Origin of the sequence: Nocardioides sp. SR21 (assembly GCF_022761125.1) — a bacterium.
Classification (GTDB): Bacteria; Actinomycetota; Actinomycetes; order Propionibacteriales; family Nocardioidaceae; genus Nocardioides.
Window position 1 is genome coordinate 51,787 of sequence record NZ_JAKWJR010000002.1, and the last position, 25,783, is coordinate 77,569.

General features: G+C 72.5%; 20 protein-coding genes. 10 read left to right on the plus strand and 10 right to left on the minus strand.

Going from position 1 to position 25,783, the window contains the following annotated elements; all coding sequences use genetic code 11:
* Positions 1-10 precede the first annotated feature (10 nt).
* Positions 11-1,201 (plus strand): SpoIID/LytB domain-containing protein, encoded by a 1,191-nt coding sequence (locus tag MJ604_RS03555; protein WP_243056919.1) that lies wholly within the window; start codon positions 11-13, stop codon positions 1,199-1,201.
* On the opposite strand, the gene MJ604_RS03560 is transcribed toward MJ604_RS03555, so the two are convergent.
* The 3 genes from MJ604_RS03560 to MJ604_RS03570 are packed head-to-tail and all read right to left on the minus strand — an operon-like array spanning position 1,194 to position 6,998.
* The gene (locus MJ604_RS03560) at positions 1,194-2,390 is read right to left on the minus strand and encodes an ATP-binding protein (RefSeq protein WP_243056920.1); all 1,197 of its coding nucleotides are present in this window, start codon (positions 2,388-2,390) and stop codon (positions 1,194-1,196) included. The genes MJ604_RS03555 and MJ604_RS03560 overlap by 8 nt on opposite strands.
* Before the next feature lie 58 nt (positions 2,391-2,448).
* Entirely contained in the window at positions 2,449-3,615 is a 1,167-nt protein-coding gene (locus MJ604_RS03565; protein ID WP_243057376.1) for a benzoate/H(+) symporter BenE family transporter, read from the minus strand.
* Positions 3,612-6,998 carry a pyruvate carboxylase gene (locus MJ604_RS03570; protein ID WP_243056921.1) on the minus strand — a complete coding sequence of 1,129 codons (3,387 nt, stop codon included), beginning with the start codon at positions 6,996-6,998 and terminating at the stop codon, positions 3,612-3,614. Before MJ604_RS03570 ends, MJ604_RS03565 begins: the two co-directional genes overlap by 4 nt.
* A gap of 259 nt (positions 6,999-7,257) precedes the next feature.
* Here MJ604_RS03570 and MJ604_RS03575 point away from each other — a divergent pair, with 259 nt between their 5' ends.
* Entirely contained in the window at positions 7,258-8,718 is a 1,461-nt protein-coding gene (locus tag MJ604_RS03575; protein ID WP_243056922.1) for a hypothetical protein, read from the plus strand.
* Here the strand turns inward: MJ604_RS03575 and MJ604_RS03580 are convergent.
* From MJ604_RS03580 to MJ604_RS03595, 4 genes are read right to left on the minus strand one after another with little or no spacing between them, the layout of a single operon-like run.
* The gene (locus tag MJ604_RS03580; protein ID WP_243056923.1) at positions 8,708-10,429 is read right to left on the minus strand and encodes a serine/threonine-protein kinase; all 1,722 of its coding nucleotides are present in this window, start codon (positions 10,427-10,429) and stop codon (positions 8,708-8,710) included. The two genes, MJ604_RS03575 and MJ604_RS03580, sit on opposite strands and share 11 nt — an antisense overlap.
* Before the next feature lie 46 nt (positions 10,430-10,475).
* The gene (locus MJ604_RS03585; RefSeq protein WP_243056924.1) at positions 10,476-10,784 is read right to left on the minus strand and encodes a PASTA domain-containing protein; all 309 of its coding nucleotides are present in this window, start codon (positions 10,782-10,784) and stop codon (positions 10,476-10,478) included.
* A 28-nt stretch (positions 10,785-10,812) separates the two neighbouring features.
* A complete protein-coding gene (locus MJ604_RS03590; RefSeq protein ID WP_243056925.1) occupies positions 10,813-12,303 on the minus strand; it encodes a PH domain-containing protein in 1,491 nt (496 codons plus the stop codon).
* Complete coding sequence (locus MJ604_RS03595; RefSeq protein ID WP_243056926.1) at positions 12,300-12,779, minus strand: PH domain-containing protein; 480 nt, start codon at positions 12,777-12,779, stop codon at positions 12,300-12,302. Before MJ604_RS03595 ends, MJ604_RS03590 begins: the two co-directional genes overlap by 4 nt.
* Positions 12,780-12,813: 34 nt before the next feature.
* On the opposite strand from MJ604_RS03595, the gene MJ604_RS03600 reads away from it, so the two are divergent.
* On the plus strand, positions 12,814-14,103 hold the full coding sequence (locus tag MJ604_RS03600) for a calcium-binding protein (RefSeq protein ID WP_243056927.1): 1,290 nt from the start codon (positions 12,814-12,816) through the stop codon (positions 14,101-14,103).
* Here the strand turns inward: MJ604_RS03600 and MJ604_RS03605 are convergent.
* A complete protein-coding gene (locus MJ604_RS03605; protein WP_243056928.1) occupies positions 14,093-15,874 on the minus strand; it encodes a biotin carboxylase N-terminal domain-containing protein in 1,782 nt (593 codons plus the stop codon). The genes MJ604_RS03600 and MJ604_RS03605 overlap by 11 nt on opposite strands.
* 190 nt (positions 15,875-16,064) lie before the next feature.
* Here MJ604_RS03605 and MJ604_RS03610 point away from each other — a divergent pair, with 190 nt between their 5' ends.
* From MJ604_RS03610 to MJ604_RS03630, 5 genes are all read left to right on the plus strand, one after another.
* Positions 16,065-17,789 (plus strand): PAS domain-containing methyl-accepting chemotaxis protein, encoded by a 1,725-nt coding sequence (locus MJ604_RS03610; RefSeq protein WP_243056929.1) that lies wholly within the window; start codon positions 16,065-16,067, stop codon positions 17,787-17,789.
* Positions 17,790-17,793: 4 nt separating this feature from the next.
* Complete coding sequence (locus MJ604_RS24145) at positions 17,794-19,230, plus strand: chemotaxis protein CheW (RefSeq protein WP_243056930.1); 1,437 nt, start codon at positions 17,794-17,796, stop codon at positions 19,228-19,230.
* A 22-nt stretch (positions 19,231-19,252) separates the two neighbouring features.
* The gene (locus MJ604_RS03620; protein WP_243056931.1) at positions 19,253-20,113 is read left to right on the plus strand and encodes a GAF domain-containing protein; all 861 of its coding nucleotides are present in this window, start codon (positions 19,253-19,255) and stop codon (positions 20,111-20,113) included.
* Between the two features lie 149 nt (positions 20,114-20,262).
* Entirely contained in the window at positions 20,263-21,435 is a 1,173-nt protein-coding gene (locus MJ604_RS03625; protein ID WP_243056932.1) for an acyl-CoA dehydrogenase family protein, read from the plus strand.
* Between the two features lie 42 nt (positions 21,436-21,477).
* Positions 21,478-22,062: a GtrA family protein gene (locus MJ604_RS03630; RefSeq protein WP_243056933.1), complete on the plus strand. Its 585-nt coding sequence runs from the start codon at positions 21,478-21,480 to the stop codon at positions 22,060-22,062.
* Here the strand turns inward: MJ604_RS03630 and MJ604_RS03635 are convergent.
* Both MJ604_RS03635 and MJ604_RS03640 read right to left on the minus strand, forming a co-directional pair.
* Positions 22,004-22,603 carry a nucleoside triphosphate pyrophosphatase gene (locus tag MJ604_RS03635; RefSeq protein WP_243056934.1) on the minus strand — a complete coding sequence of 200 codons (600 nt, stop codon included), beginning with the start codon at positions 22,601-22,603 and terminating at the stop codon, positions 22,004-22,006. The genes MJ604_RS03630 and MJ604_RS03635 overlap by 59 nt on opposite strands.
* On the minus strand, positions 22,600-23,193 hold the full coding sequence (locus tag MJ604_RS03640) for a TetR/AcrR family transcriptional regulator (RefSeq protein ID WP_243056935.1): 594 nt from the start codon (positions 23,191-23,193) through the stop codon (positions 22,600-22,602). Before MJ604_RS03640 ends, MJ604_RS03635 begins: the two co-directional genes overlap by 4 nt.
* A 75-nt stretch (positions 23,194-23,268) precedes the next feature.
* On the opposite strand from MJ604_RS03640, the gene MJ604_RS03645 reads away from it, so the two are divergent.
* The gene (locus tag MJ604_RS03645) at positions 23,269-24,705 is read left to right on the plus strand and encodes a DHA2 family efflux MFS transporter permease subunit (protein WP_243056936.1); all 1,437 of its coding nucleotides are present in this window, start codon (positions 23,269-23,271) and stop codon (positions 24,703-24,705) included.
* Between the two features lie 7 nt (positions 24,706-24,712).
* Positions 24,713-25,711, plus strand: a complete 999-nt coding sequence (locus MJ604_RS03650; RefSeq protein ID WP_243056937.1) for a glycoside hydrolase family 6 protein — start codon at positions 24,713-24,715, stop codon at positions 25,709-25,711.
* Positions 25,712-25,783: the final 72 nt, after the last annotated feature.

A 25,783-nucleotide genomic window follows, 5' to 3' on the forward strand; every position in this document is an offset into this window, starting at 1 on the left:
CGATTGGTCCATGCGCGCGCTGACGGTCCTGCTCTCCGCCGCGCTCGCAGCGACGCTGGCCTCGACCCTGGGCCTGGCCACGCCGGTGAGCGCGGCGGCCGCCGACGACTGGTCGGTCCCCGCCGACGCGACCGTGACCATCAAGGGGCGCGGCTACGGCCACGGCCACGGCATGTCGCAGTACGGCGCCGAGGGCGCGGCCCGCGCCGGCCTGACCTACCGCCAGATCGCGGAGTTCTACTACCCCGGCACCGCCTGGGGGAGGAGCGCTCGCGGCATCACGGTCCTGCTGAGCGCCGACACCACCGACGACCTCGTGGTCCGGCCCCGGTCGGGCCTGACCGTCCGGGACACGGCCTCCCAGGAGCGGGTCGCGCTGCCGGACAACGGCGCGGTCCGGTGGCGGGTCGCAGTCGGTCGCGACGGGGTCAACCGGGTCTCCTACCAGCTCCGCGGCTGGCACCCGTGGCGCGAGCTGAAGGGCCAGGGGGAGTTCTACGCCAGCAACGAGCCGATCACGCTGGTGACCCCGTCCGGCGAGCGCGCCTACCGCGGTCGACTCCGGATCGGCGTGACCTCGTCCGGTGACCGGGTCACGGTGAACGCGCTCGACATGGAGAGCTACCTCAAGGGCGTCGTCCCGCTCGAGATCCCGGCGCTCTGGAGCGCCCAGGCGGTCCAGGCGCAGGCGGTCGCGGCCCGCACCTACGCGTCGTACGAGCGCAAGCACCCGCGCTCGGCGGCGTACCAGATCTGCGACACCTGGTCCTGCCAGGTCTACGGCGGGTACGACGCCGAGCACCCCGCCTCGAACCGTGCCGTCGAGGCGACCGCGCGCCAGATCCTCACCAGCGGCGGCGCGCCCGCATTCACCCAGTTCGGCTCGAGCAGCGGCGGTTGGACCGCGGCCGGCGGGATGTCCTACCTGCCCGCCCAGCGCGACCCGTACGACGGCTGGTCCGGCAACCCGGTGCACCTCTGGTCGCTCAAGGTCGACGACAGCAGGCTCGAGCAGGCCTGGCCGGCGATCGGCGACCTGCGCCGGATCACGGTGACCGACCGCGACGGCAACGGCTACTGGGGCGGACGGGTCAGCCGGCTGGTGCTGCGCGGCACCAAGGGCAGCGTGGCCGTCTCGGGCGACACGTTCCGCGCCGTCCTCGGCCTGCGCTCGACCTGGGTGACGTTCAGCGTCAGGTGACCGGCAGGCTGAAGTAGAACGTCGCGCCGACGTCGCGCTGACCCTCGGCGCGCACGGACCCGCCGTGCCGCTCGACGATCCGCGCCACCGACGCCAGCCCCAGGCCGGTGCCGGGGAAGTCCGTCTCGGCGTGCAGCCTCGTCATCGGGCGGAACAGGCGTGCGGTCTCGGCCGCGTCGAAGCCGGCGCCGTTGTCGCGCACGAAGAACGTGCTCAGCGCCGGACCGGCCTCGGCCAGCCCGACCTCGACGAGGGACTCGGGCTTGCGGCCGGAGTACTTCACGGCGTTGCCGATCAGGTTCTCCAGCACCATCCGAGCCAGCGTCGGGTCGGCGACCGCGTGCATGCCGTCCTCGACGTCGACCCGGATGACGCGCTCGGGCTGACTGACGACCAGGTCGGAGCCGACCGCGCGCGCCAGCGCGGTGATGTCGACCGGTGCCGGCTCGAGGTCGCGGTTGGTGACCCGGTAGAGCGCGAGCATCTGGTCGATCTGCTCGGCCATCCGGCCCCCGGCCTCGACCAGGGTCTCGGCGAACGCGCGGCGCTTCTCCTCGGGGAGGTCGTCGTCGGCGATCAGCTCGGCGTACCCCATCATCGCTCCGAGCGGGCTGCGCAGGTCGTGCACCAGCGTGTAGATGGCCGACTCGAGCTCCTGGGCGCGCGCGGCCAGGTCGTCGCGCTCGTCGCTGCGGCGCGTGATCGCGCTGCGCAGCTCGAGGTTCTCCAGCGCGACCGCGGTGCTGTTGGCCAGCACCTGCAGCATCCGCACCTCCTCGATGGAGGGCTCGTGGTGCTCGCTCCAGTACGCGCCGAGCGCGCCGACCGGGTCCGACGTACGGATCGGCGCCATGCAGAGGCTCTTCACGAACGTCGGCCGGTAGGCGTCGAGGGGCACGCGCACGTCGTGGTAGATGTCGGGGATCGCGACCGGCTGCTTGTTGAGCATCGCCCAGCCGCTCACGCAGGACTCGAGCGGGAAGCGCCGACCCTTCCAGAGCGGCTCGATGGCGTCCTCGTCCGCGTAGAAGCAGTGGCCGTCCTCGCGCAGCACGAACGTCGCGCCCTGCGCCCCGAGCATCTGGCGCACCGTGGTCGCCACGATCTCGGTGACCCGGTCCATGCTCTGGGCGGTCGAGAGCTGGGCGACCGTCCGGGTCAGGAGGCCGCCCGGGCTCGACTCGGACATCGGCATGACGCAACCCCACCTGGACTCGGCAGCCCGTTCCGCACGGACCGTGGAGCCATTATCGCCGGCGGATGGTGCCGATCGCGATCAGCGGCCGGAGCAGCAGCCCGGCGACGAGCGCCCAGAAGGCGGCGCCCACCCCGAGGATCGTGACGCCGGAGGCCGCGATCACGAAGCAGATGACGGCGGCCTCGCGTCCGTGCTCGTCGGCGAGCGCCCCGGCCAGCGACGCCGCCAGGGTGCCGAGCAGCGCCAGGCCGGCGGCCGCCTGCATCACGTCGCCGGGAGCGGCCGCGACCAGCGCGGTCAGGGCACCGCACGCCAGCGCGAGCACGAGGTACGTCGCCGCCGAGGACACGGTCGCGATCCAGCGGCGGTCGCGGTCGGGGCCGGCCATCGGCCCGGCGTTCATCGCCGCCGTGATCGCCGCGAGGTTGATCGCGTGGCCGCCGAACGGAGCGCCCGCCAGGGTGCCCACGCCGGTGACCGTCATCGTCTCCCGCCACGGGACGTCGTACCCGAAGCTCTTCATGATCGCCAGGCCGGGCACGTTCTGCGAGGCCATGGTGACGATGTAGAGCGGGATCGCGAGGCTCACCACCGCCTGCGCGGTCCAGTGCGGCGTGGTCCAGGTGAGCGAGGGGACCAGGTCGCCCGCCGACACCGACGACCCGGCGGACACGACCACGACGAGCAGGGCGACGGCCAGCGCGACCGGCACCGCCCAGCGCCGGGAGATCAGGTGCATGACCAGCCAGGCGAGCACGACGGGACCGACGTACTTCGGCGAGTCGGCGAGCCCGATCACCGGCTCGAGGCAGATCGGCAGCAGCACGCCCGCGAGCATCGCCCGCGCGAGCGAGGGCGGGATCCGCGCGATCAGGTCACCGAGCGCCGGCACCAGGCCGGTGAGCAGGATCAGCACGCCGGAGACGACGAACGCCCCGACCGCGGCCGCCCAGCCTCCGGTGACCGCGCCCGTGGAGAGCAGCAGGGCCGCACCCGGCGTCGACCAGGCGAGCGTGATCGGGGTGCGGTACCGGAGCGCGAGCCACAGCATGCCGAGGGCCTGCGAGACGAAGACCGTCAGCAGGCCGGACGCCGCCTGGGCGGGCGTGGCGCCCACCGCGGTGAAGCCGGCGAGGACGACGACGAACGAGCTGCTGGAGCCGACGATCGCAGCGACGATCCCCGCAGCGACCGGGGTGCCCTCGTGCTCGCTCAGGACAGCACCAGCACCAGGTCGCCGCCCTCCACCGCCTGGGTGCCGGACAGCGCGAGCCGCTCGACGGTGCCGCCCACCGGTGCGGTGATCGAGGCCTCCATCTTCATCGCCTCGATCGTCGCGACCGTGTCACCGGTCGCGACCGTGTCGCCCTCGGCGACCAGGATCGTCACCACGCCCTGGAACGGTGCCGCGACCTGGCCGGGCTTGGAGGTGTCGGCCTTCTCCGCGACGGCGACCTCGGACGCGACGCTGTGGTCGCGCACGTTGACCGGCCGCAGCTGGCCGTTGAGCGTCGCCATCACGGTGCGGATGCCGCGCTCGTCGGGCTCGCCGATCGCCTGCACGCCGAGGATGAGCGTCTTGCCCTCCTCGATCTCGACCTCGTGCTCCTCGCCGTTGCGCAGCCCGTAGAGGTAGTCGCGCGTCGGCAGCACCGAGATGTCGCCGTACTTGGCGCGCGACTCGGTGAACTCGCGCGTCGGGCCGGGGAACAGCAGCTCGTTGAGCGTACGGCGACGGGTCGGGCTGCCGCCCGCGAGCCCGTCGCGCTGCTCCTCGGTGAGCTCCTCGGCCGGCGGCTTGTGGGTGCGGCCCTCGAGGGCCTTGGAGCGGAACGGCTCGGGCCAGCCACCCGGCGGGTCGCCGAGGTCGCCGCTGAGGAAGCCGATCACGGAGTCCGGGATGTCGAACTTCCCGGGGTTCTCCGCGAACTCCTCCGGGTCGGCGCCGACCGCGACGAGGTGCAGCGCCAGGTCGCCGACGACCTTCGAGGAGGGCGTCACCTTCACGATGTTGCCGAGGATGTCGTTCGCCGCGGCGTACATGTCCTCGATCTGCTCGAACTTCTCGCCGAGGCCGAGCGCGATCGCCTGCTGGCGCAGGTTCGACAGCTGGCCGCCCGGGATCTCGTGGCGGTAGACGCGACCGGTGGGCGAGGGCAGGCCGGACTCGAACGGCGCGTACACCCGGCGGGTCGCCTCCCAGTAGGGCTCGAGCGCGGAGACCGCGGCCAGCGACAGCCCGGTCTCGCGCGGGCCGTGGTCGGTCGCGGAGACCAGCGCGGAGAGCGACGGCTGGGAGGTGGTGCCGGCCATCGGCGCGGTGGCGGCGTCGACCGCGTCCACGCCGGCGTCGATCGCGGCCAGCAGCGTCGCGAGCTGGCCGCCCGGGGTGTCGTGGGTGTGCAGGTGCACCGGCAGGTCGAAGTTCTCCCGCAGCGCGGTCACGAGGGTGCGCGCGGCCGGGACCCGCAGGAGGCCGGCCATGTCCTTGATCGCCAGCACGTGCGCCCCGGCCTCGACGACCTTCTCGGCCATCCGCAGGTAGTAGTCGAGGTCGTAGAGCTTCTCGTCGGGGTTCGACAGGTCGCCGGTGTAGCAGAGCGCCACCTCGGCGATCGTCGAACCGGTCGCGCGGACCGCCTCGATCGCGGGCCGCATCTGCTCGACGTCGTTGAGCGCGTCGAAGATGCGGAACACGTCGATGCCGGTGGCCGCGGCCTCCTCGACGAACGCGTTCGTCACGTCGGTCGGGTACGGCGTGTAGCCGACCGTGTTGCGGCCGCGCAGCAGCATCTGGAGACAGATGTTCGGCACGGCCTGGCGGAGCGCGGCCAGCCGCTCCCACGGGTCCTCGGCCAGGAAGCGCAGCGCGACGTCGTACGTCGCTCCGCCCCAGGCCTCGACCGACCACAGCTCGGGCGTCGTACGCGAGACGTGGCCGGCGACCGCGAGCAGGTCGCGGGTGCGGACCCGGGTCGCGAGCAGGCTCTGGTGCGCGTCGCGGAACGTCGTGTCGGTGACCGCGACGTCCTTGCGCTCGCGCAGCCGCCGCGCGAACTCCTCCGGCCCGACCTCCAGCAGCAGCTGGCGGGTGCCGTCCGGTGCGGGCACGGTGAGGTCGACCGAGGGCAGCTTGCCGGCCGGGTCGAGGCTGACCGGCGCGGCGCCGTGCGGCTGGTTGACCGTGACGTCGGCGAGGTAGCTCAGCAGCTTGCTGCCGCGGTCGCCGGTGCCGCGGGCGAGCAGCAGCTGCGGGTGGGTCTCGATGAAGGACGTGGTGACCCGGCCCGCGGTGAAGTCGGGATCTGCCAGCACCGCCTGGAGGAACGGGATGTTCGTGGAGACGCCACGGATGCGGAACTCCGCGACCGCGCGCCGCGCCTTCTCGACGGCCTTGTCGAACGTGCGCGCCCGGCAGGTGAGCTTGGCGAGCATCGAGTCGAAGTGCGCCGACACCTCGGCGCCGGTGTAGGTCGTACCGCCGTCGAGGCGGACGCCGCCGCCACCGGGGGAGCGGTACGTCGTGATCACGCCGGTGTCGGGGCGGAAGTTGTTGGCCGGGTCCTCGGTGGTGATCCGGCACTGCAGCGCGGCGCCGCGCAGCTGCACGGTGTCCTGGGAGAGGCCGAGGTCGTCGAGCGTCTCGCCGGCGGCGATCCGCAGCTGCGACTGGACGAGGTCGACGTCGGTGACCTCCTCGGTCACGGTGTGCTCGACCTGGATCCGCGGGTTCATCTCGATGAAGACGTAGTTGCCGTGGGGGTCGAGAAGGAACTCGACGGTGCCGGCGTTGCGGTAGCCGATCTCCTTCGCGAAGCGGACGGCGTCGGCGCACATCCGGTCGCGCAGCTCGGGGTCGAGGTTCGGAGCGGGCGCGATCTCGACGACCTTCTGGTGCCGCCGCTGCACCGAGCAGTCGCGCTCGAACAGGTGCATCACGTTGCCATCGCCGTCGGCGAGGATCTGCACCTCGATGTGCCGCGGGTCCACGACGGCCTGCTCGATGAAGACCGTCGGGTCACCGAACGCGCCGTCGGCCTCGCGCATGCACGTCTCGATGGCCTCGCGCAGACCCGCGGGGTCGTCGACGCGGCGCATGCCACGACCGCCACCACCGGCGACCGCCTTCACGAACAGCGGGTACGGCAGCTCCGTCGACGCCTCGAGCAGCGCCTCCACGTCGGTCGACGGGTCGACGCTCGCAAGGGTCGGTACGCCGGCCGCCTTCGCCGCCGCGATCGCCCGCGCCTTGTTGCCGGTCAGCGTCAGCACGTCGGCGCTCGGGCCGACGAACGTGATGCCGGCGTTCGCGCACGCCTCGGCGAGCGCGGGGTTCTCCGACAGGAACCCGTACCCCGGGTAGACCGCGTCCGCCCCGGCGCGCAGCGCCACGGCCACGATCGCCTCGGGGTCCAGGTAGGCCCGGACCGGGTGGCCGAGCTCGCCGATCTGGTAGGCCTCGTCGGCCTTCAGCCGGTGCTCGGACCAGCGGTCCTCGTACGGGAACACCGCGACCGAGCGGGCGTCGAGCTCGTACACAGCGCGGAACGCTCGGATCGCGATCTCGCCACGGTTGGCGACGAGCACCTTGGAGAACATGGGGCCACGCTATAAGGAGCCCGCGTCGGGCCCGCGCGGCCGCTGCCCCGCGAGACGAGACCCGACGTACCGGCCCGCTCCCGGAGCCGCGAGGTTAGGCTGGCCGCCGGGTTGACGCGTGCGGTGCACGCCGAAGGGGAGGAAGTCGAGGATGCGCCGTTCTCGGGTTGTGCCGGGCATCGTCATCGGTCTGCTGGTCGCGGTACTGCCGGCGGCGGGTGCCGCGGGACAGGCGGCAGTGCAGACAGCGGAGCCGGTCGTGACGGACTACTCGCTGTACGGTCCACCGGACGTCACGGCAGCGAAGCAGCCGGTCAGCGGCGTCGCGTCCGCGTTCGCGGCCTCGAAGGCCGACTGCTCGGCCAAGGCGGCGCCGGTCGGTGGCGCGAACGCGTCGACCGTGGAGACCTACGTTCCCCCGGTGGGCCTGTTCCCGGGGCTCGACGAGCCGCAGGTGTTCCGGTACCGCATCGGCAGCAGCAACGGCGCGGCCGCGACGCACGGCCAGGGCCCGCGGGTCACGGTCGCCAACCCGGAGACGCTGACGCAGCTGTCGATGGACATGGCCGTCCAGAACGTCGACTCCATGGACGTCAACGTGCTGGCGTGGGTCCCGGTCGGTCCCGACCACTACTGGCTCGGCATCGGGCGCAGCTGGATCGGCACGCCCGTCCAGGGTTGGCGCACGGTGGACTTCTCCGGCCACGTGTACGACTGGACGGAGATGGTGAACGGGAGCGAGGGCGCCCACTACGTCGGCGCCAGCCTGCAGAACTTCGCCACCGCGCACCCGAGCCTCGGATCGGCGACCCTCCAGATCCAGCTCGGCTGCTACAACACCGACTCCGATGCGGTGGTCATCGCCGACCACCTCCGTGTCGGGACGGCCGCCAAGGCCGTGGACTTCGACTTCGAGGGCTACTACCTGCGGATGACGTCGGGCGCGGCCCGGTTCAACGGGAGGGTCGGAACCCGCGCGACCGTGTACGCCGACCTCCAGGTCGCCTACCTGGCGAAGGGGATGGGCGCACCGGACCCCGCCCGCACGTTCGGTCTCCTCCGCTGCCGGAGCAACGGCAAGCGCCTGGTCCGCTGCGAGGACACCGGCAGGCAGGCGCGGATGAACGTCGACGGCACCCGCGTGTCGTTCAACCTGATCCCGCAGCCGAAGTACTTCTACGTGCCGCGCTACGACGGCGACGCCGCGTTCGTTCCCTCGGAGGCGGCCCGCGGCTGGACCTTCTACGTGCACCCGACCCTGACGCTCCAGGCATCGAGGGCGAAGCCGATGGTCGGTGACACCGTCACCATCTCCGGTCTGGCCCGGCCGTGCATGGGCAAGGTGAGGGTGGACCTGCAGGTGCTGGTGCAGAAGAAGTGGCGCAAGATCGCGTCCGTGAAGACGGGCTGCAAGATCCGCGGCCTGCAGCAGGGCCGCTGGGAGTACGGCTTCCGCTACCGGCCGAACGTCCCCGGCACGCACACGCTGCGGGTCTTCGTCCACCCGGGCGGCGGCTACGTCGCAGGCGCGTCCGGCAAGGTCGTGCTGAAGGCCCAGAAGCGACCGGTGCGGAACGAGTCGCCGATCGACTCCACGCCGCAGGAGGACCCGCCGGGCACGCCGACGACCGGTGGCGGGAACGGCGGCGGGCCGCCGGGACCGCACGGCCGACAGGGCGTCACGGCCCGGAACGTCGGGTCGTTGCTGCTCAGGGGCTGACGGTCGCGCTCTGCGAGCCGATGCGGATCGTGGCGCTGGTCGCCTCGTAGACCGACAGGCCGTCCTGCAGGCGGCCGCGGCCGTCGTCGTCGACCTCGACCTTCTTGGTGCAGCGGGCGGTGCACGGGTTGGGAGAGCCGGTGAGCTTCGCGGTCAGGGTGCTGCCGGGTCGGTAGCCGGACACGACGATCGCGTAGGTGTGGCAGCTGTAGCTGCCGTAGGCCGGGCACCCCTCGGGCGTCTCGGGCAGGTCGAGCGTCGTGGGCCTGCTCGTGTCGCACAGCCTGGTGGCCGGGCCCGTCGTGCTGCCACCCTCGCCGTCGGCCACCAGGCGGACCCGGGCGCAGGCCTTCGCCCCGCCGAGCTCCTGGTCGCCGATCGGCACCGTGAACCTCTGGGCCGCGGTCTCCCAGCCGGCGTCGGTCTGCACCTGCCGGGTGTACTCGACGCCCTCCTCCGCCCGGAAGCCCGAGGGCGCCTGCATCTGGAAGGTGACCGCGCGGTACGCCGGTGCCGAGCTCAGCTTCATGGCCGGTGGAGCCGGCGGCGGGTCGACGGGAGCAGCGGACGGGGTCTCGGACACGCTCGGGGTGGCGGCGGCATCAGCGACGTCGGCCTCGACGTCGTCGCCGCTCGGACGCATGATCACGAAGAGGATCGCTGCCAGGGCGGCGATGCCGACCAGGGCCGCGATCAGCGGCTTGCGGGAGCGACGCTCGGCCTCGTCCGGTGAGGCGGGCGGCTGCGCCGGGTCGGCCGGCGGCGGCGCCTTGAGGACGGTCTCCGTGTCGGTCACCGACGGGGGTGCGGGCTCCGGGGCATGGGCCCTGGTGTGCTCACCGGCCGGCACCTTGATCACGGTCGCGTCGCTCTCCGGGTGCTCCCGGAGAACCGCTCGGAGACGCTGCTCGAGCTGGCGCGGGGTGGGGATCCGCTGCGCGGGGTCCTTCGCGAGCGCGTCGGTCAGGATGGCGTCGATGGCTCGGTCGAGAGGGTCGTCGGTGCCGAGCTGCGGGATCGGCCCGGACTTGTGCGCGGACATCACCTGGAAGTCCGTGCCGGAGTACGGCGCCTTCCCGGTCAGGCACGCCCAGAGCAGGCAGCCGATCGAGTAGACGTCTCCGGCGACGGTCGCGGGCAGTCCGTCGTGCCGCTCCGGCGCCATGTACGCGAGGCTGCCGATCAGGGACCCGGTCACGGTGTGCCCGCCCGTCCCGTCGGTGGCGATGCCGAAGTCACACATGTAGGGGAGGAGGGCGTCGCCGCGCTTCCAGAGCAGCACGTTGCTGGGCTTGACGTCACGGTGGAGGACTCCGGCGTCGTGTGCGTCCTGGATGCCCTCCGACACCTGGGCGATGAGCCGCACGGCGGCGGTCCGCGACAGGGGCCCGTGCTGCGTGAGGTGCGCGCTCAGGTCACCGTCCTTGAAGAACTCGGTCACGAGGAAGGCGCTGTCGCGCTCGCTGCCGTAGTCGTGGACCTTGACGATGTGCTGCGACCGCACCTTGGCGAGCAGCGAGGCCTCGCGCTCGAAGCGCGCCCGGTAGTCGTCGGCGTCGGCCAGGCCAGGTCGGACGATCTTCAGAGCGACCGAGCGGCCGAGGCGCTCGTCGTGGGCTTCGTAGACCACGCCCATGCCGCCGTGACCGATCCTGCGCACGATCCGGTACCGGCCGAAGTGCTCGCCGGTATGCGGATTCTCGTCCAACACGCCCTCCCGTGCCGTGGCTTCCCAACGACCCTGAGGTTAGTGGACGTCAACGACCGATGGTCACGCCGACCGGGTGGAACGCCGGACGGACCCGACCCGCGGGCGGTGACTGCGACAGCACCTTGCCGCGCTTGTCGGGCGTGGTCGTCTTGCGGTGGACGTTGCCGAGACTGCAGTTCGCCCACTCGAGCTCGACCCGGACGGCGGGGAGCCGGAGGCCACGCAGGTACGGCACCAGGCAGCCGGTCTCGTCGCCGCTCTCGGCCTGCGCGCTCGGGACGGAGAGCAGGGTGACGGCGAGGACGAGAGCCAGGGTCAGCCCGGACCTGCGACTCGATGCGCTGCGCTCGGACATGCCTGCCCCCTCTCGGATGTGCCGGAGGCTACGCCCAAGTCGCGGTTTCCGCAGGCGACTCGACCAGGAACTGCGCGATCAGGTCCGGGTCGGCCGAGTGGGCCAGACCGGTCGCCATCGGCTCCGGTACGTCGAGCGCGGTCACCGCCTGCCGGCCGCCCGAGGTGGTGGCGACCAGCGTCGCGAGCCCGGCGCGTCGTTGGAACCACGTCGAGCGCAGGTTCCACCCGATCACGCCGTCGGTCTCCAGCGCGTCGCGGCGCCGGTTCAGGCTGCCCGAGCGGACCACGACGTGGCCGGCCACGAGCGCGTGCCCGAGAGCACGGGCGCGGTCGGCCGCGAGCGCGACCGCGACGGGCAGGCCGAGGGCGGCCACGGCCGGCGCCCAGAGGGGGAGGTCGGCGAGCGGCACCAGGATGGCGGCGACCACCAGCACCAGGACGGCGGGTCCGACGGCGCGGGTGTAGCGCCGGGTCCGTGCACGCGGGCCGTGCGCGAGCAACGGGGCCTCGAGCGGGTCGGGAGTGTGCAGGACCTCGCCGGCCGCACGGTGCACGACGGCCCGCGGCGCGGGCGGGACCAGCAGCGCGCTGCCCGAGGTGTTCTGCTCCAGGCCGGTGACGATCGCCCACGCGCGGCCGCCGCCGGCCAGCCGGAGGCCGAGGGGCTCGCCGACCGAGACGCCGCGGACCCGCTCGTCGTCGAGCGTGGTCTCGCGGGTGGTGAGCAGCCCTCGGGTCAGGTGCCACGCGCCGCCGCGGATCGATCCGGTGTGGCTCAGCCGGAAGCCCCAGTTGTTCACGACGTACCCGCCGATCGACAGTCCCGACACCACCACGGCCAGGCCGATCACCGCGACCGGGATCGCGATCCACACCGACCACCCGGCGGCGTCGTCCGCGAACCGCTCGGGGTGCAGCCGCTCGAACCCGTTGAACGTGTTGAGGACCTGGGCGGCCACGCCGAGGACACCGGCGGTGATCACCAGGCCGGTGCTGGTGAGCGGGGCGAACCGCACCCACGACGGGTCGAACACCAGCACCGCCTCAGCGCTCTCGACCTCGGGCGTCGTGTGCTCGCCACCGAGGTGCAGCAGGTCCGCCCGCAGCCGTCGCGCCTGCTCGACCGGGAGCCCGTCGAGGTCGATCCGGTCCTCGTCGCCGCCGGACGTCGTACCGGTCCCGATGCGGACGCTGGTCAGCCCGAGCAGCCGGTGGACGGGCGGCGCGGTGATGTCGACGGTGCGGACCCGGTCGAGCGGCGTGGAGAGCACGTGCCGGTTCAGCAGCCCGCGGCGCAGCTCGATCCGGCCGGTGGTGATCCGGTAGCCGGTGGTGAAGTAGCGCAGCACACCGAGCGCGACGGGCACGGCGATGCCGATGATCTGCCACCAGTCGCGTCCGCCGTTGGTGGCGCTGCCCGCGATGAACAGGGCGATCAGCGCGGGGAGGAACCGGACGAACTCCCGGACCGGGTAGATCAGCAGCATCCGCGGATCGAGGCGCTGCCAGTCCTTCACGTGGCGTCCCCGGGCGCGCTGTCGGCCATCAGCGTGAGCTCGTCGACCAGCTGCAGCGCGCGGTTGCGGTCGAGACCCTCGATCTCGAGGGCGCCGGCGGCCGAGGCCGTCGTGACGGTCACGGTCGACAGCCCGAACAGCCGCGCGATCGCCCCCTCGGCGTGGTCGACGGTCTGGATCCGCGACATCGGCGCGATCCGGCGCTCGCGGGCCCACCAGCCGGTCTGCGTGTAGACCGCGGTGCCGGTGACCTCCCAGCGGTGCACGGCGTAGCGCCACTGGGGTACGACGGCGACGTACGCCGCCGACACGAGCGCGAGGAGCGCTACCGCCCACCACGGCACCGGCAGCCAGTCGGTGACCGGCCCGGCGACGGCCACGGCGACGGTCGTGACCAGACCCTCGACCGCGGCGACCGTGGCCCACATGAGCCGAGCCTTCGGGCTGACCCGCTGGCTCGGTTCGCGCATCTGCATGCAACCGACCCTAGGGTCTGGGCGTCTAGGAGGTATGAGCGCACTCGGCCCGATGTCCGCTGCCCTCCTCGTGGCTGCCCTCCTCCCCGCCCACGCGGCGCACGCGGCGCACGCGGCGCACGCGGCGCCCACGCCCACCTGTCAGGGAGAGGCGGCCACGATCGTCGGCACCGGCGGCGACGACTCGCTCCGCGGGACACCCGGCGACGACGTGATCGTCGCGCTGGGCGGCGACGACGTCGTCGTCGCCCGTGGTGGAGACGACCTGGTCTGCGGGGGCGACGGCTCGGACACGTTGCGCGGCGGCCGCGGCGCCGACCGGCTCCACGGCGAGCGCGAGGCTCTGCACGTCGATCGGGGCGGCCGCTGGCTCGAGCCGGACCTCCTGGACGGTGGTCCCGGTGACGACCACCTCGACGTGGGCGGCGACGACCGGTCCGCCGGCGTCACCTACGGCGGCAACGGCATCCTCGACTACCGCGACGGTCGGGCCGCGATCACGCTCGACCTGGACGCCGGGACGTCGTCCGGGCAGGGCGACGACACGCTCGTGGCCGCGGCGGGGTCGGGCTGCGACGGCCCGGACTGCTTCGGGGTGGCGGTCTACGGCTCGGCCTCGGACGACGTCCTGCTCGGCAGCGTGGCCAACGACGTCCTGCTCGGCAACGAGGGCGATGACGTGATCGACGGCCGCGGCGGTGCCGACGAGCTGCGCGCCGGGATGGACGGCGTCGAAGGCCCTGCCGACGCCGACGTCGTGAACGGCGGCGACGGCGACGACGTCCTCGCCTCCTTCATCGGGCGCGACGTGCTGAACGGCGACGCGGGGGACGACCAGGTGCTGGCGATCGGCGGTGGGCCTGCGGAGGCGTACGGCGGTCCGGGTGACGACGAGCTCGTCGTCGAGCTCTCGCGGCGCCCGGGCTTCGCGATCGACGGCGGGGCGGGTGCCGACGACGGGCAGGTCTGGGGACCGGGCCGGATCGGCGGTGGCGGGCGGCCCGGTGCCGCCCGGGTGCTGATGGCCGAGGAGAGGGTGGTCGCCGCGGGCGTCGAGTGGGGCGCGATCGCCGGGCTCGAGAGGCTCCTGCTCGGCGCGAACGTCGCGTGGGACTACCGCGGCACCGACGCGCGCGACGTGGTGGACTCGGCCGGCACGTCGCTGCGGGCGTGGACCTACGGCGGCGCCGACGTGGTCCAGGGGACGCCCGGATCCGATCGGATCGATGCCGGTGCCGGCACGGACCGCGTCTCCGGCGGCAACGGGCGCGACCGCTGTCTGCACGCCGAGCGCGTGCAGGGATGCGAGCGGATCAGTCCTTGAGCTCGCAGATGACCGCGCCGTTGCCGACGGTCTGGCCGACCTCGGCCTGCAGGCCGGTGACGGTGCCGGCCTTGTGGGCCTTGAGCGGCTGCTCCATCTTCATGGCCTCGATGACGACCACGGTGTCGCCCTCGGCGACGGTCTGGCCCTCCTCGACGACGACCTTGACGACGGTGCCCTGCATCGGGCTGGTGACGGCGTCGCCGGACGCGGCCGCGCCCGCCTTCTTGCCGCCGGCGCGCTTGGCCTTCCCCTTCGACCCCGCGCCCGCGGCCGTCCCGGCGGCTAGGCCACCGAGTCCGCCGGGCAGCACGACCTCGAGCCGCTTGCCGCCGACCTCGACGACGACCTTCTGCCGCTCGCCGGCCTCCTCCGCCTCGGCGGTCTCGCCGCCGTACGGCGTGATCTGGTTGTCGAAGTCGGTCTCGATCCACTGCGTGTAGACGTCGAACGACGTGCCGTCGCCGATGTAGGCCGGGTCGCGGACCACGGCCTGGTGGAACGGGATGACCGTCGGCATGCCGTCGACGACGAACTCGTCGAGCGCGCGGCGCGAGCGCTCCAGCGCCTGCGTGCGGTCACGGCCGGTGACGATCAGCTTGGCGATGAGGGAGTCGAACGAGCCGGGGACGGTCTCGCCGTTCTCGTAGCCACCGTCGACGCGGATGCCCGGGCCCTGCGGCGGGCTCCAGGCGGACAGGGTGCCGGGGGCGGGCATGAAGTTGCGGCCGCCGTCCTCCGCGTTGATGCGGTACTCGATCGAGTGGCCGCGGATCTCCGGGTCGTCGTACCCGAGCTCCTCGCCGGCGGCGATGCGGAACATCTCGCGCACCAGGTCGATGCCGGTGACCTCCTCGGACACGCAGTGCTCGACCTGGAGGCGGGTGTTGACCTCGAGGAACGAGATCGTGCCGTCCTGGGCGACGAGGAACTCGCAGGTGCCGGCGCCGTAGTAGCCGGCCTCGCGCAGGATCGACTTCGACGACTCGTAGAGCCGGTTGATCTGGTCGTCGGTCAGGAACGGCGCGGGCGCCTCCTCGACGAGCTTCTGGTTGCGGCGCTGCAGCGAGCAGTCGCGGGTGGAGACCACCACGACGTTGCCGTGCTGGTCGGCCAGGCACTGGGTCTCGACGTGGCGCGGCTTGTCGAGGAACTTCTCGACCAGGCACTCGCCGCGGCCGAAGGCGGTGACCGCCTCGCGGACGGCGGACTCGAACGCGTCCGGGATCTCCTCGATCGTGCGGGCGACCTTGAGGCCGCGGCCGCCACCACCGAAGACGGCCTTGATCGCGACCGGCAGGCCGTTGGCCTCGGCGAACCGCACGACCTCGTCGGCGTCGGCGACCGGGTCCTTGGTGCCGGGGGCGAGCGGCGCCTGGGCCCGCTCGGCGATGTGCTTGGCCTTGGCCTTGTCGCCCAGCGCCTCGATCGCGGCCGGCGGCGGGCCGATCCAGATCAGGCCGGCGTCGATCACGGCCTGCGCGAAGTCGGCGTTCTCGGCGAGGAAGCCGTAGCCCGGGTGCACGGAGTCGGCGCCGGACTTCTCGGCGACCGCGATGATCTTGGCGATGTCCAGGTAGGAGTCGGCCGGGGTGGCCCCGCCCAGGGAGTGGGCCTCGTCGGCGAGCCGCACGAACAGCGCGTCGCGGTCGGGCTCGGCGTAGACCGCCACGCTGCCGATCCCGGCGTCCTTGCAGGCGCGGATCACCCGGACGGCGATCTCACCTCGGTTGGCGATCAGGACCTTCTGCAACGGCTTGCTCTCGGGCACTACCCCTCCTGCTTCCAGACGTGACGGATCATCGCGACCCGCCCGGCAGGGTATCGCCAGCGGGCGTCGCACGGGCCCCGGTGTCCGTGTGGCCCATCTCGCACCAAGCAGATGTTTGGTCACCTCACCCTTTCGGACCGATCCTCGGCCAACGCTCAGGTCGGGCGCGGAACCGGCCGATCGGCGGGGTGTGACCCGTGCAACTGACACCTCGACCGCCGGTGAGGCCCGTGACCTCGATGCCCTCGCCGAGGCGGTGGACCGATCGTTCGCCGTCATCGAGTTCCAGCTCGACGGGACGGTCATCACCGCCAACCAGAACTTCCTCGACCTGATGGGCTACCCGCTGGCCGGGGTCCGTGGGAAGCACCACCGGACGTTCTGCACGCCGGAGTACGCCGAGTCCTCGTCGTACGACGAGCTGTGGGCGCGGCTGCGCTCGGGCGCGTTCGTGCAGGACCAGTTCCTCCGGGTCACCCGCGAGGGACGCGAGGTGTGGCTGCAGGCGACGTACAACCCGGTCCTGGACGACGAGGGCAACCCGGTCAAGGTCGTCAAGATCGCCCAGGACGTCACCGAGGCGAAGCGCATCGGAGCCGAGCACGTCGGCAAGATGGCGGCGATCGAGCGCGCCCAGGCGGTCATCGAGTTCGACCTCGAGGGCCGGATCCTCACGGCGAACCGCAACTTCCTCGACGTCGTCGGCTACTCGCTGCCCGACCTCCAGGGCAAGCACCACAAGATGTTCGTCGACCCGGAGTTCGCGCAGACCCAGGAGTACGCCGACTTCTGGGAGCGACTCGGCGCCGGGCAGTTCGAGGCGGGGGAGTACCGCCGCTTCGGCAAGGGCGGCCGCGAGGTCTGGCTGCAGGCGACGTACAACCCGATCCTCGACGCCAAGGGCGCTCCGATGAAGGTGGTCAAGTTCGCCACCGACGTCACCGCGACCAAGCTCGCGAGCGCCGAGGTCCAGGCCCGGGTGGACGCGGTCGACCGCGCGCAGGCCGTGATCGAGTTCGACCTCGACGGCCTGGTCGTCCACGCGAACGAGAACTTCCTGCGGACCCTCGGCTTCTCGCTGCGCGAGATCGTCGGCCAGCACCACAGCACCTTCTGCGACGACGAGTACACCCGCTCGGTGGAGTACCGCGACTTCTGGATGCGCCTGGGCAAGGGCGAGGTCATCGCCGGCCGCTTCCACCGCAAGGGCAAGTACGGCCGCGACGTCTACATCCAGGCCACCTACAACCCGGTGCTCGACCTGGCCGGCAACGTCGTCAAGGTCATCAAGTACGCGTACGACGTGACCATCGAGGTCGACCGGGAGCAGCGCATCGACGTCGGCACCCGCGACATGACCGAGTCGGTCCGTGAGCTCGCGGGCTCGATCACCGAGATCGCGACCCAGTCGAACACGGCGACCGAGCTGGCCGCCGAGACGCACGCGAACGCCGAGCAGGGTGTCGAGGCGCTGCGCGCCTCCATCGAGGCGATCACGCTGATCCAGAAGTCCTCGGCCTCGATCAGCGACATCGTCAAGGTGATCGGCGAGATCGCCGGCCAGACGAACCTGCTGGCGTTCAACGCCTCGATCGAGGCCGCCCGCGCCGGCGAGCACGGCGTCGGCTTCTCGATCGTCGCGGGTGAGGTCCGCAAGCTGGCCGAGCGCTCGTTCGAGGCCGCCCAGCAGATCGGCCGCCTCATCGAGGAGTCCGCGGAGCGGGTCGACCAGGGCTCGAAGGTCTCCCAGCGCGCGGAGGTCGCCTTCGAGCGCATCGTCACGAGCGTCTCGCGCACCAACGAGGCGATCCGCACGATCTCCGCCTCCACGCGGGTTCAGCAGGAGGCCTCTGCGAACGTGAACTCGCTGATCGACCAGCTCGCCTCCGTCACCAGCGGCGCCGACGGCAGGTGACCCCGTGACGGACGCCGTCTACGGCCTCCTCGGCCTCGGCGAGCTCGATCTCGCGCTGCCGCTCTCGGCGCTGCGCGAGGTGGTGCCGCGACCCGCCGCCCTGGCACCCCTGCCCGTCTCGGCCCCCGGGCTGGCCGGTGCGATGGCACTGCGCTCGATCGTGCTCCCCGTGGTCGACCTGCGCCCGCTGCTCGGCGCTGCCGACCAGGCGCCCGCCGACCAGGTCGTGGTCGTCGTCAGGCACGAGCACCGCGTGATCGGCCTCGTCGTCGACCAGGTGCGGGGTGTGGCTCGCGTCCCGGACGCCGACCTGGTGCCCTTCGCCACCGCCTCCGGCGACCTGCTGGTCTCGCACGCCTTCCTGCTGGGCGAGGAGCGTCAGCCGGTCAGCGTCCTCGACGCGGCCCAGCTGCTCGGCCTCCCCGGGGTGCCCAGCGTCTCCGACGAGCCCGCCGCGGCGGCGGTGGAGGACGCGCGGGCCACCGGCTCGGCGCCGAGCCTCACCCTCGTCCGGTGCGGCGACCAGGTGCTGGCGCTCGACGTCGACGCGATCCACACCACGCTCCCACTCATCGAGCTCCGCCCGTCCGTGCTGACCGCCGGCGACTGTCTCGGAACCACGGCGTTCGGTGGCCGCGAGGTCCCCGTCGTGGATCCGATGACGCTGGTCGGGCTGCCGGCACTCGGGGCCGACGACGTCCGCGCGGGCGTGGTGCTCGACCTCGGGGTCGGGCAGGTGGTCCTGGCCGTCACCGACCTGGTCGAGCTGCGCGCGGCCGGGTCCGAGGTCCTCCCGGTCCCGCGGTTCGCGGCGTCCCGCCCGGACCTCGTGAGCGGCATGCTCGCCCTCGACGACGGCGCCTGCCTCGTGCTCGACGGGCCCGGGCTGCGGAGCGACCGCAGCCTGCTCGCCCTGGCGGCGGTCAACACCGACCTCGACATCGGCTCCGGCGCCGGCGACAGCGCGGACGGGGTCGACCTCACGCGTGCACCGGCGTACGTGACGTACTCCGCGGGCATCGGGCTCGCGACGCCGCTCGATCAGGTCGTCGAGATCCTTCCGCCGCCGACCTCGCTGACCCCGTCCGCCGTCGCCGACGTGCTCGGCACGGTCGTGCACCGCGGCCACGCGGTCCCGGTGCTGTCTCTCGCCCGCCTCCTCGGGCACGAGCCGGCCGAGCCCGGCCCGTCGTCGTGCCTGCTCCTCGTCGAGCTCGGCGACGAGCAGGTCGGGTTCGCGGTCGACGCCCTCGTGGGCATCGAGCCGCGCTCCTGGTCCGACCCGGAGCACGACGGCCGCGGGCTCGTCGAGGCGCGGCGCGCGGTGCAGGACTCGCCCCTGATCCGGCTGGCGGGCGGCACCCGTCTCGTCCCCGACCTCGACCTGCGCGCCCTCGCCCGCGTCGTCGGCCTGACGGACCTCGAGGAGGCCGCGGCATGACGATCCGACAGAAGAAGGAACGATGACCATCGCACCCCTCGGCCGCTCGCTCGCGAAGCTGCGCAGCCACGGCCTGCACGCCCCGACCCGCGAGGACGTACGTCGCGCCCTCGGGCTGGGCGCCACGGAGGACGTCGAGGTCCTCTGGGACCGGGTCTGTGCCGACGCCGAGGTCTCCGCGCACGAGCCCGTCCTCGATCTCGACGAGCTCGACCGGATCACCCGGGCGCTCGTGGACATGGGCGGCCGGCCCGCACTGGTCGGGCGCGCCCAGGCGGTGCGCGTGGCGTCGTACCGCGAGATCGCAGCGCGGGGCAGCGACGCTCCGGCCCCCGGTTGGGACTGGGCGCGCGCGGCCATGGACACGCTGCTGAAGGGCCGGACGCCGCGGCGTGAGCGGCTCGACGAGCTGGTCTCCCTCGACCCGTTCGCCGCGGAGCTGCGCGTGGAGCTGAACCAGGCGGCCGCGCGGATCGCGCAACGCCTCGGTACCGCCATCGGTGGCGTGAGCATCGTGCTGGACGGAGCGCAGTGCTACGTCGGCCGCTACGGCGGCGACCACAGCTGGAGTGCCGACGCCGGTGGCACCCCCATCGAGTGGTCCTACTGCGCGACCAGCGTGCGCACCCGTGCGCCGTACGTCGTCCCCGACGCCGCCGCCGACGTGCTCCACCGGATCAACCCGACCGCCGCCCGCGACGGGGTGCGCGCGTACGCCGGCGCCCCGCTGATCACCTCCAGCGGCGAGGTGCTGGGCAACTGCTGCGTGATCGACGTGGTGCCCCGCGACTTCACCGAGGCCGACATCGCCGTGCTCCAGGAGGAGGCGGCGGCTGTCGTGGCCGACCTCGAGCGGCGGCGCGCGGAGTGCGAGCGCGCCTGAGAGCTGGTGGCGTCGGTGGACGGTGCTGTCGCCGTCGGGCAGGTACGTGACCTTCGAGGCTCGCTCCGCTCGCCTTCCTCCACTACCGATCCCTCCCTTCGTCACCCCGCTGGTTAACAAACGCTAACCAAACCGGTTAGGGTGCGGCCATGACGTACGAGCTGTCGCGAGAGCACGAGGAGTTCCGCCGTTCGGTCCGCGAGTTCGCGGAGGCCGAGATCGCGCCGCACGCGGCGCAGTGGGACCGCGAGCACCACTTCCCGGTCGACGTCGTGCAGAAGATGGGTGCTCTCGGGCTGTTCGGCCTCACCGCGCCCGAGGAGTACGGCGGCATGGGGGAGGACGGTGACTTCACCAGCCTCTGCGTCGCGATCGAGGAGATCGGCCGCGTCGACCAGTCGATCGGCATCACGCTCGAGGCCGCGGTCGGTCTCGGCATCAACCCGATCCTCGAGTACGGCACCGACGAGCAGAAGCAGGCGTGGCTGCCCGACCTGGTCGCCGGCAGCGCCCTCGCCGGCTTCGGCCTCACCGAGCCCGGCGCCGGCTCCGACGCCGGAGCGACCAAGACCAAGGCGGTCCTCGAGAACGGCGAGTGGGTCGTCGACGGTGCGAAGCAGTTCATCACCAACTCCGGCTCCTCGATCACCAGCCTGGTCACCGTCACCGCCCGCACCGGCACCCGCGAGAACGGCACCGCCGAGATCAGCACGATCATCGTGCCGAGCGGCACGCCCGGCTTCACCGCCGAGAAGGCGTACGACAAGCTCGGCTGGCACGCCTCCGACACGCACCCGCTGACGTTCGAGGGCGTGCGCGTCCCCGAGGCCAACCTCCTCGGTGCGCGTGGCCGCGGCTACGCCCAGTTCCTCGCCACCCTCGACGACGGCCGGGTCGCGATCGCGGCCCTCGCCGTCGGCTGCATCCAGGCATGTCTGGAGATGAGCGTCGCGTACGCCGGCGACCGGCAGACGTTCGGCGGCCCGATCGGGCGCAAGCAGGGTGTCGCCTTCCAGATCGCCGACCTCGAGGTGATGCTGCACGCCAGCCGGCTGCTGACCTACCGGGCCGCGGCGATGAAGGACAGGGGCGCGCCGATGAAGGACTTCAAGCAGGCCGCCGCCGTCGCCAAGCTCTACGCCACCGAGTCCGCGGTCACCGCGACCCGGATCGCGACGCAGGTCTTCGGCGGCTACGGCTTCATGGAGGAGTACCCCGTCGCCCGGTTCTACCGCGACGCCAAGGTGCTCGAGATCGGCGAGGGCACGTCGGAGGTCCAGCGGATGCTCATCGCGCGGGGCCTCGGTCTGCCGGTCGAGTAGCCGCGGCGCGGACCGGTCATGGCGAGCGGATAGCCTCTCCCCATGTCCAACCGGTGGCGTCGCGTCTTCACCGAGGCGTACCGGTTCCTCGCCGTCGGTGGCGTCGCGACCATCGTCGCGGTCCTTCTCTTCAACTTCCTGGTGCACGGGTTCCACACCGGCTGGGAGGCGCCGTTGGCCGGGCAGCCGTACTTCGCGTTCGTGATCGCGAACCTGGTCGGGATGGCGATCAGCTATCGCGGCAGCCGCAGCTGGGTGTTCAAGGACCGCCCGCCGCGCACCGCCGACGGCGGCCGGCTGATGTTCGTGGTGATCAACCTGGCCACGATGCTGATCCCGATCGCGTGCCTGTGGATCAGCCGCAACGTGTTCGGGCTCGACGACCCGTACTCCGACAACGTCGCGGCCAACGTGATCGGGCTGTTCCTCGGGATGGTGGCGCGGTTCTACCTGTTCCGCACCCTGGTGTTCCAGAAGCCGGTGGTGCTGGCGGAGCTCAAGCAGCACCCGCTGCAGGTCTTCGAGCTCGCCGAGCTCGACCTCGAGCCGCTGGACCCGCCGGTGGACCTCAGCGGGGAGCCCACAGCTCCGTCCACGAGTGACCCAGCTCGGCCACCAGCTCCCTGACCAGCGGCAGGCTCACGCCCACCACGTTGTGGTGGTCGCCCTCGATCCCGGTCACGAACGCGCCGCCCAGGCCGTCGACGGTGAACGCCCCGGCGACGACCAGCGGCTCGCCGGTCGCGACGTACGCCGCCACCTCGTCGTCGGACACGTCCGCGAAGTGCACCGTGGTCGACGCGGTCGCGGCGGCGACGCGGCCGGTCGCGGTGTCGCGCAGCGAGTGACCGGTCCGCAGCACCCCGGAGCGCCCGCGCATCTGCTGCCAGCGGCGTACCGCCTCCTCGGCGTCGTCCGGCTTGCCGAGCGCGACGCCGTCGAGGTCGAGGACGGAGTCGCACCCGAGCACGAGGGCGCCCTGCGGGATGTCGTCGCGCGCGGCGACCGCGGCGCACTTGAGCTCGGCGAGCTGGAGGGCGAGCTCGGCCGGCGGCAGCCCGTCGAGCTGCGACTCGTCGACGCCGGACACGATCACGACCGGCTCGATGCCGGCGTTGCGCAGGGTCTGCAGGCGGGCGGGGGAGGCGGAGGCCAGGACGAGGGTCACGCGGTCGATTCAAGCAGGGGGAGCGCGTCGCCGAAGGCGCAGGTCGTGAGACTCGCGAGCGGGTGCTCGGGCTCGAGGTGCTCGAGGGCCCGCATCGACATCATCACGTTGAGCAGCATGCCGTGCGCGATGAAGTCGCGGACCTCGTCGTCGGGCCAGCCGGTGCGCTGGATGGTCGTGAAGACCTTGCCCATGCAGGTGCGCGCGGCGGCCGCGATCTCGTCGGTCCCGCCGGCGGAGAAGCCGTGCATCATCACCTGCAGGAAGTCGTTGTCCTGGAGCAGCTCGGTGTAGGCGATCCCCATCCGGTCCTTGTCGTCCTCGCTGGTGGCGTCGAACGGCCCGGCGTCGAGCACCCCCTCGAACGCCGCGTTGATGCGGTCGGCCGCGCGCTCGAAGACCGCGAGGAACAGGTCGAGCTTGGTGCCGAACATGCGCACGACGTACGGCTGGGAGACGCCGGCCTCCTTGGCGACCGCGTCGGTGCTGGTGCCGTGGTAGCCGCCCTGGGCGAACGCCCGCGTCGCCGCCTGCAGGATCAGCTCCCGGCGCTCGTCGGCGGACATCCGGGTGGCCTTCTCGGCATTCATGGTTGACATGTTATCAGTCGATTACTTAATGTCCTTCAGGTAAGTAATCATTCGATGCCTTCTTCTGGAGTTCCGATGACCACACTCGATGCGCCCCGTGCCCCGGAGGTTGACGTCGCCGCTCCCCGACCCCGCCGGGTGCCGGTGTGGCTGGCGATCGTGGCGGCCTCGCTCCCGATGTTCATGGCCACCCTCGACAACCTCGTGATGACCAGCGCGCTGCCGGTCATCCAGCTCGACCTCGGCTCGTCGGTGAGCGAGCTGTCCTGGTTCATGAACGCCTACACGCTCGCGTTCGCGACGTTCATGCTCCCGGCGGCCACCCTCGGCGACCGCCTCGGCCGGCGCCGGGTGATGCTCGCCGGCATCACGGTCTTCACGCTCGCCTCGATCGCGTCGGCCCTGAGCACCACGTCCGAGGCGCTCATCGCCGCCCGCGCGGTCCAGGGCGTCGGCGCCGCGGCGATCATGCCGCTGTCGCTGACCCTGCTCGCCGCCGCCGTCCCGCCAGCGATGCGGGCCGCGGCGATCGGCATCTGGGGCGGGGTCAGCGGCCTCGGCGTCGCGCTCGGCCCGGTGATCGGCGGCGCGGTGGTCGAGGGCGTCAGCTGGGAGGCGATCTTCTGGCTCAACGTCCCGGTCGCGCTGGTCGCCGTCCCGCTGCTCATCGTCGCCGTCCCCGAGTCGCGCGGCGCCTGGCAGCGCCTCGACCCGGTCGGCACGCTGCTGCTCGGCGGCGCCGTCTTCCTCGGCATCTGGGGGATCGTGCACGGCAACGACGACGGCTGGAGCGACCCGCGGGTGCTCGGCCCGCTCGTGCTCTCGGCGGTGCTGGTGCCGGCGTACGTCCTCTGGGCGCGGCGCCGGGAGTACGCCGTCCTCCCGCTGCGGCTGTTCCGGTCGCGGAGCTTCTCGGTCTCGAACGTCATCGCGCTGTTCTTCACGCTCGGCATGTTCGGCACGGTGTTCCTGCTGTCGCAGTACCTGCAGATCGTCCAGGGCTACAGCCCGCTCGATGCCGGGCTGCGGACGCTCCCGTGGACGGCGGCCCCGATGGTGGTCGCCCCGATCGCCGGTCTGCTCGCACCCCGCGTCGGACTGCGGCCGCTGCTGTTCGTCGGCCTGGTGCTGCAGACGGTGTCACTGGTGTGGTTCGCGGTCCTCACCGAGAGCGCCGCGGGATACCCGTCGTTCGTGGTGCCGCTGCTGATGGCCGGCGTGGGCATGGGTCTCACGTTCGCGCCGATGGCGACCGGCGTCCTGGAGGGCCTGCCCGAGGACGACTTCGCGATGGCGAGCTCGGCCAACTCCACGATCCGCGAGTTCGGCGTCGCGCTCGGGATCGCGCTGCTGGTGGCGGTTTTCCTCGCCAACGGCGGCGCCCTCAGCCCGACCGGGTACGACGGGGCCGTCGGGCCGGCGATCCTCACCGGCGCCGCCGCCGTGGCGGTCGCCGCGGTCGCCGCGCTGTTCGCGCCCGGTCGCGGAAGGAGCCACGCGCCTCGGGCATGATGGCGCGGTGCCTGCGCCGTCTCGTCCACGACTCCTGACCGCCGGCGTCCTCGTCGCCCTCGCCCTCGGCCCGTTGGCCGGGTGCTCGGGCGACGAGCCGGCGGGGGACGAGCCGCCGGCCGACGCGCAGGCGATCAACCCGTTCGCGGACCGGGCCGGCTACGCCGACCCCGACTCCCACGCGGCGCAGGCGGCGGCCGCCGCCGACGAGTCGTCGAAGCCGGTGTTCGCCCGGCTCTCGAACGTCCCTCAGGGCATCTGGCTCACGCCGGAGGAGTACCCGGCCGGCTCCGTCGGCCCGTTCGTCGCCGGGATCGTGGCCGCGGCCGACGAGGCCGACCAGGTGCCGACGTTCGTGATCTACGGGATCCCGGACCGCGACTGCAGCGGCCAGTTCTCCGCCGGCGGCCTGCCCGCCGCGCAGTACACCCCGTGGGTGGCGGAGATCGCCGCCGCGGCCGGCGCGGGCGAGCGCGCGGTCGCGGTCGTCGAGCCGGACGCGCTCGCCTCCGCGCTCGAGTGCGACAACCGCGGCGAGCGGGTGCGGCTGATCGGCGACGCGGTCGCCGAGCTCAAGGAGGCGAACGTGACGACGTACGTCGACGGCGGCCACTCGAACTGGATCGCGCCGGCCGACCTCGCCGACCTGCTCGAGCAGGTCGGCGTCCGCGACGTGCGCGGGTTCGCCACCAACGTCTCGAACTTCCAGACCGACCAGGACGAGCAGGCGTTCGCCGAGGAGCTCAGCGCGATCCTCGGCAGCGCGCACTACGTGATCGACTCGGGACGCAACGGGGTGGGCGCCACCGACGAGTGGTGCAACCCGCCCGGTCGCGCGTTCGGCACCGAGCCGGTCGCGGCGGGCGAGAACGATCCCGAGCACCAGGACGCCTACCTGTGGGTGAAGCCGCCGGGCGAGAGCGACGGCGATTGCGGTGGTGGACCGCCGGCCGGCGACTTCTGGCCGGAGCGGGCTCTGGAGATGGCCACGACGTCCGGTTGGTGAGACAAACGGATGGATCGGGTCCGGTAGCGGCGCGCTGGGGTGGTCGGTGCAACGCGACTGACACACGTCGTT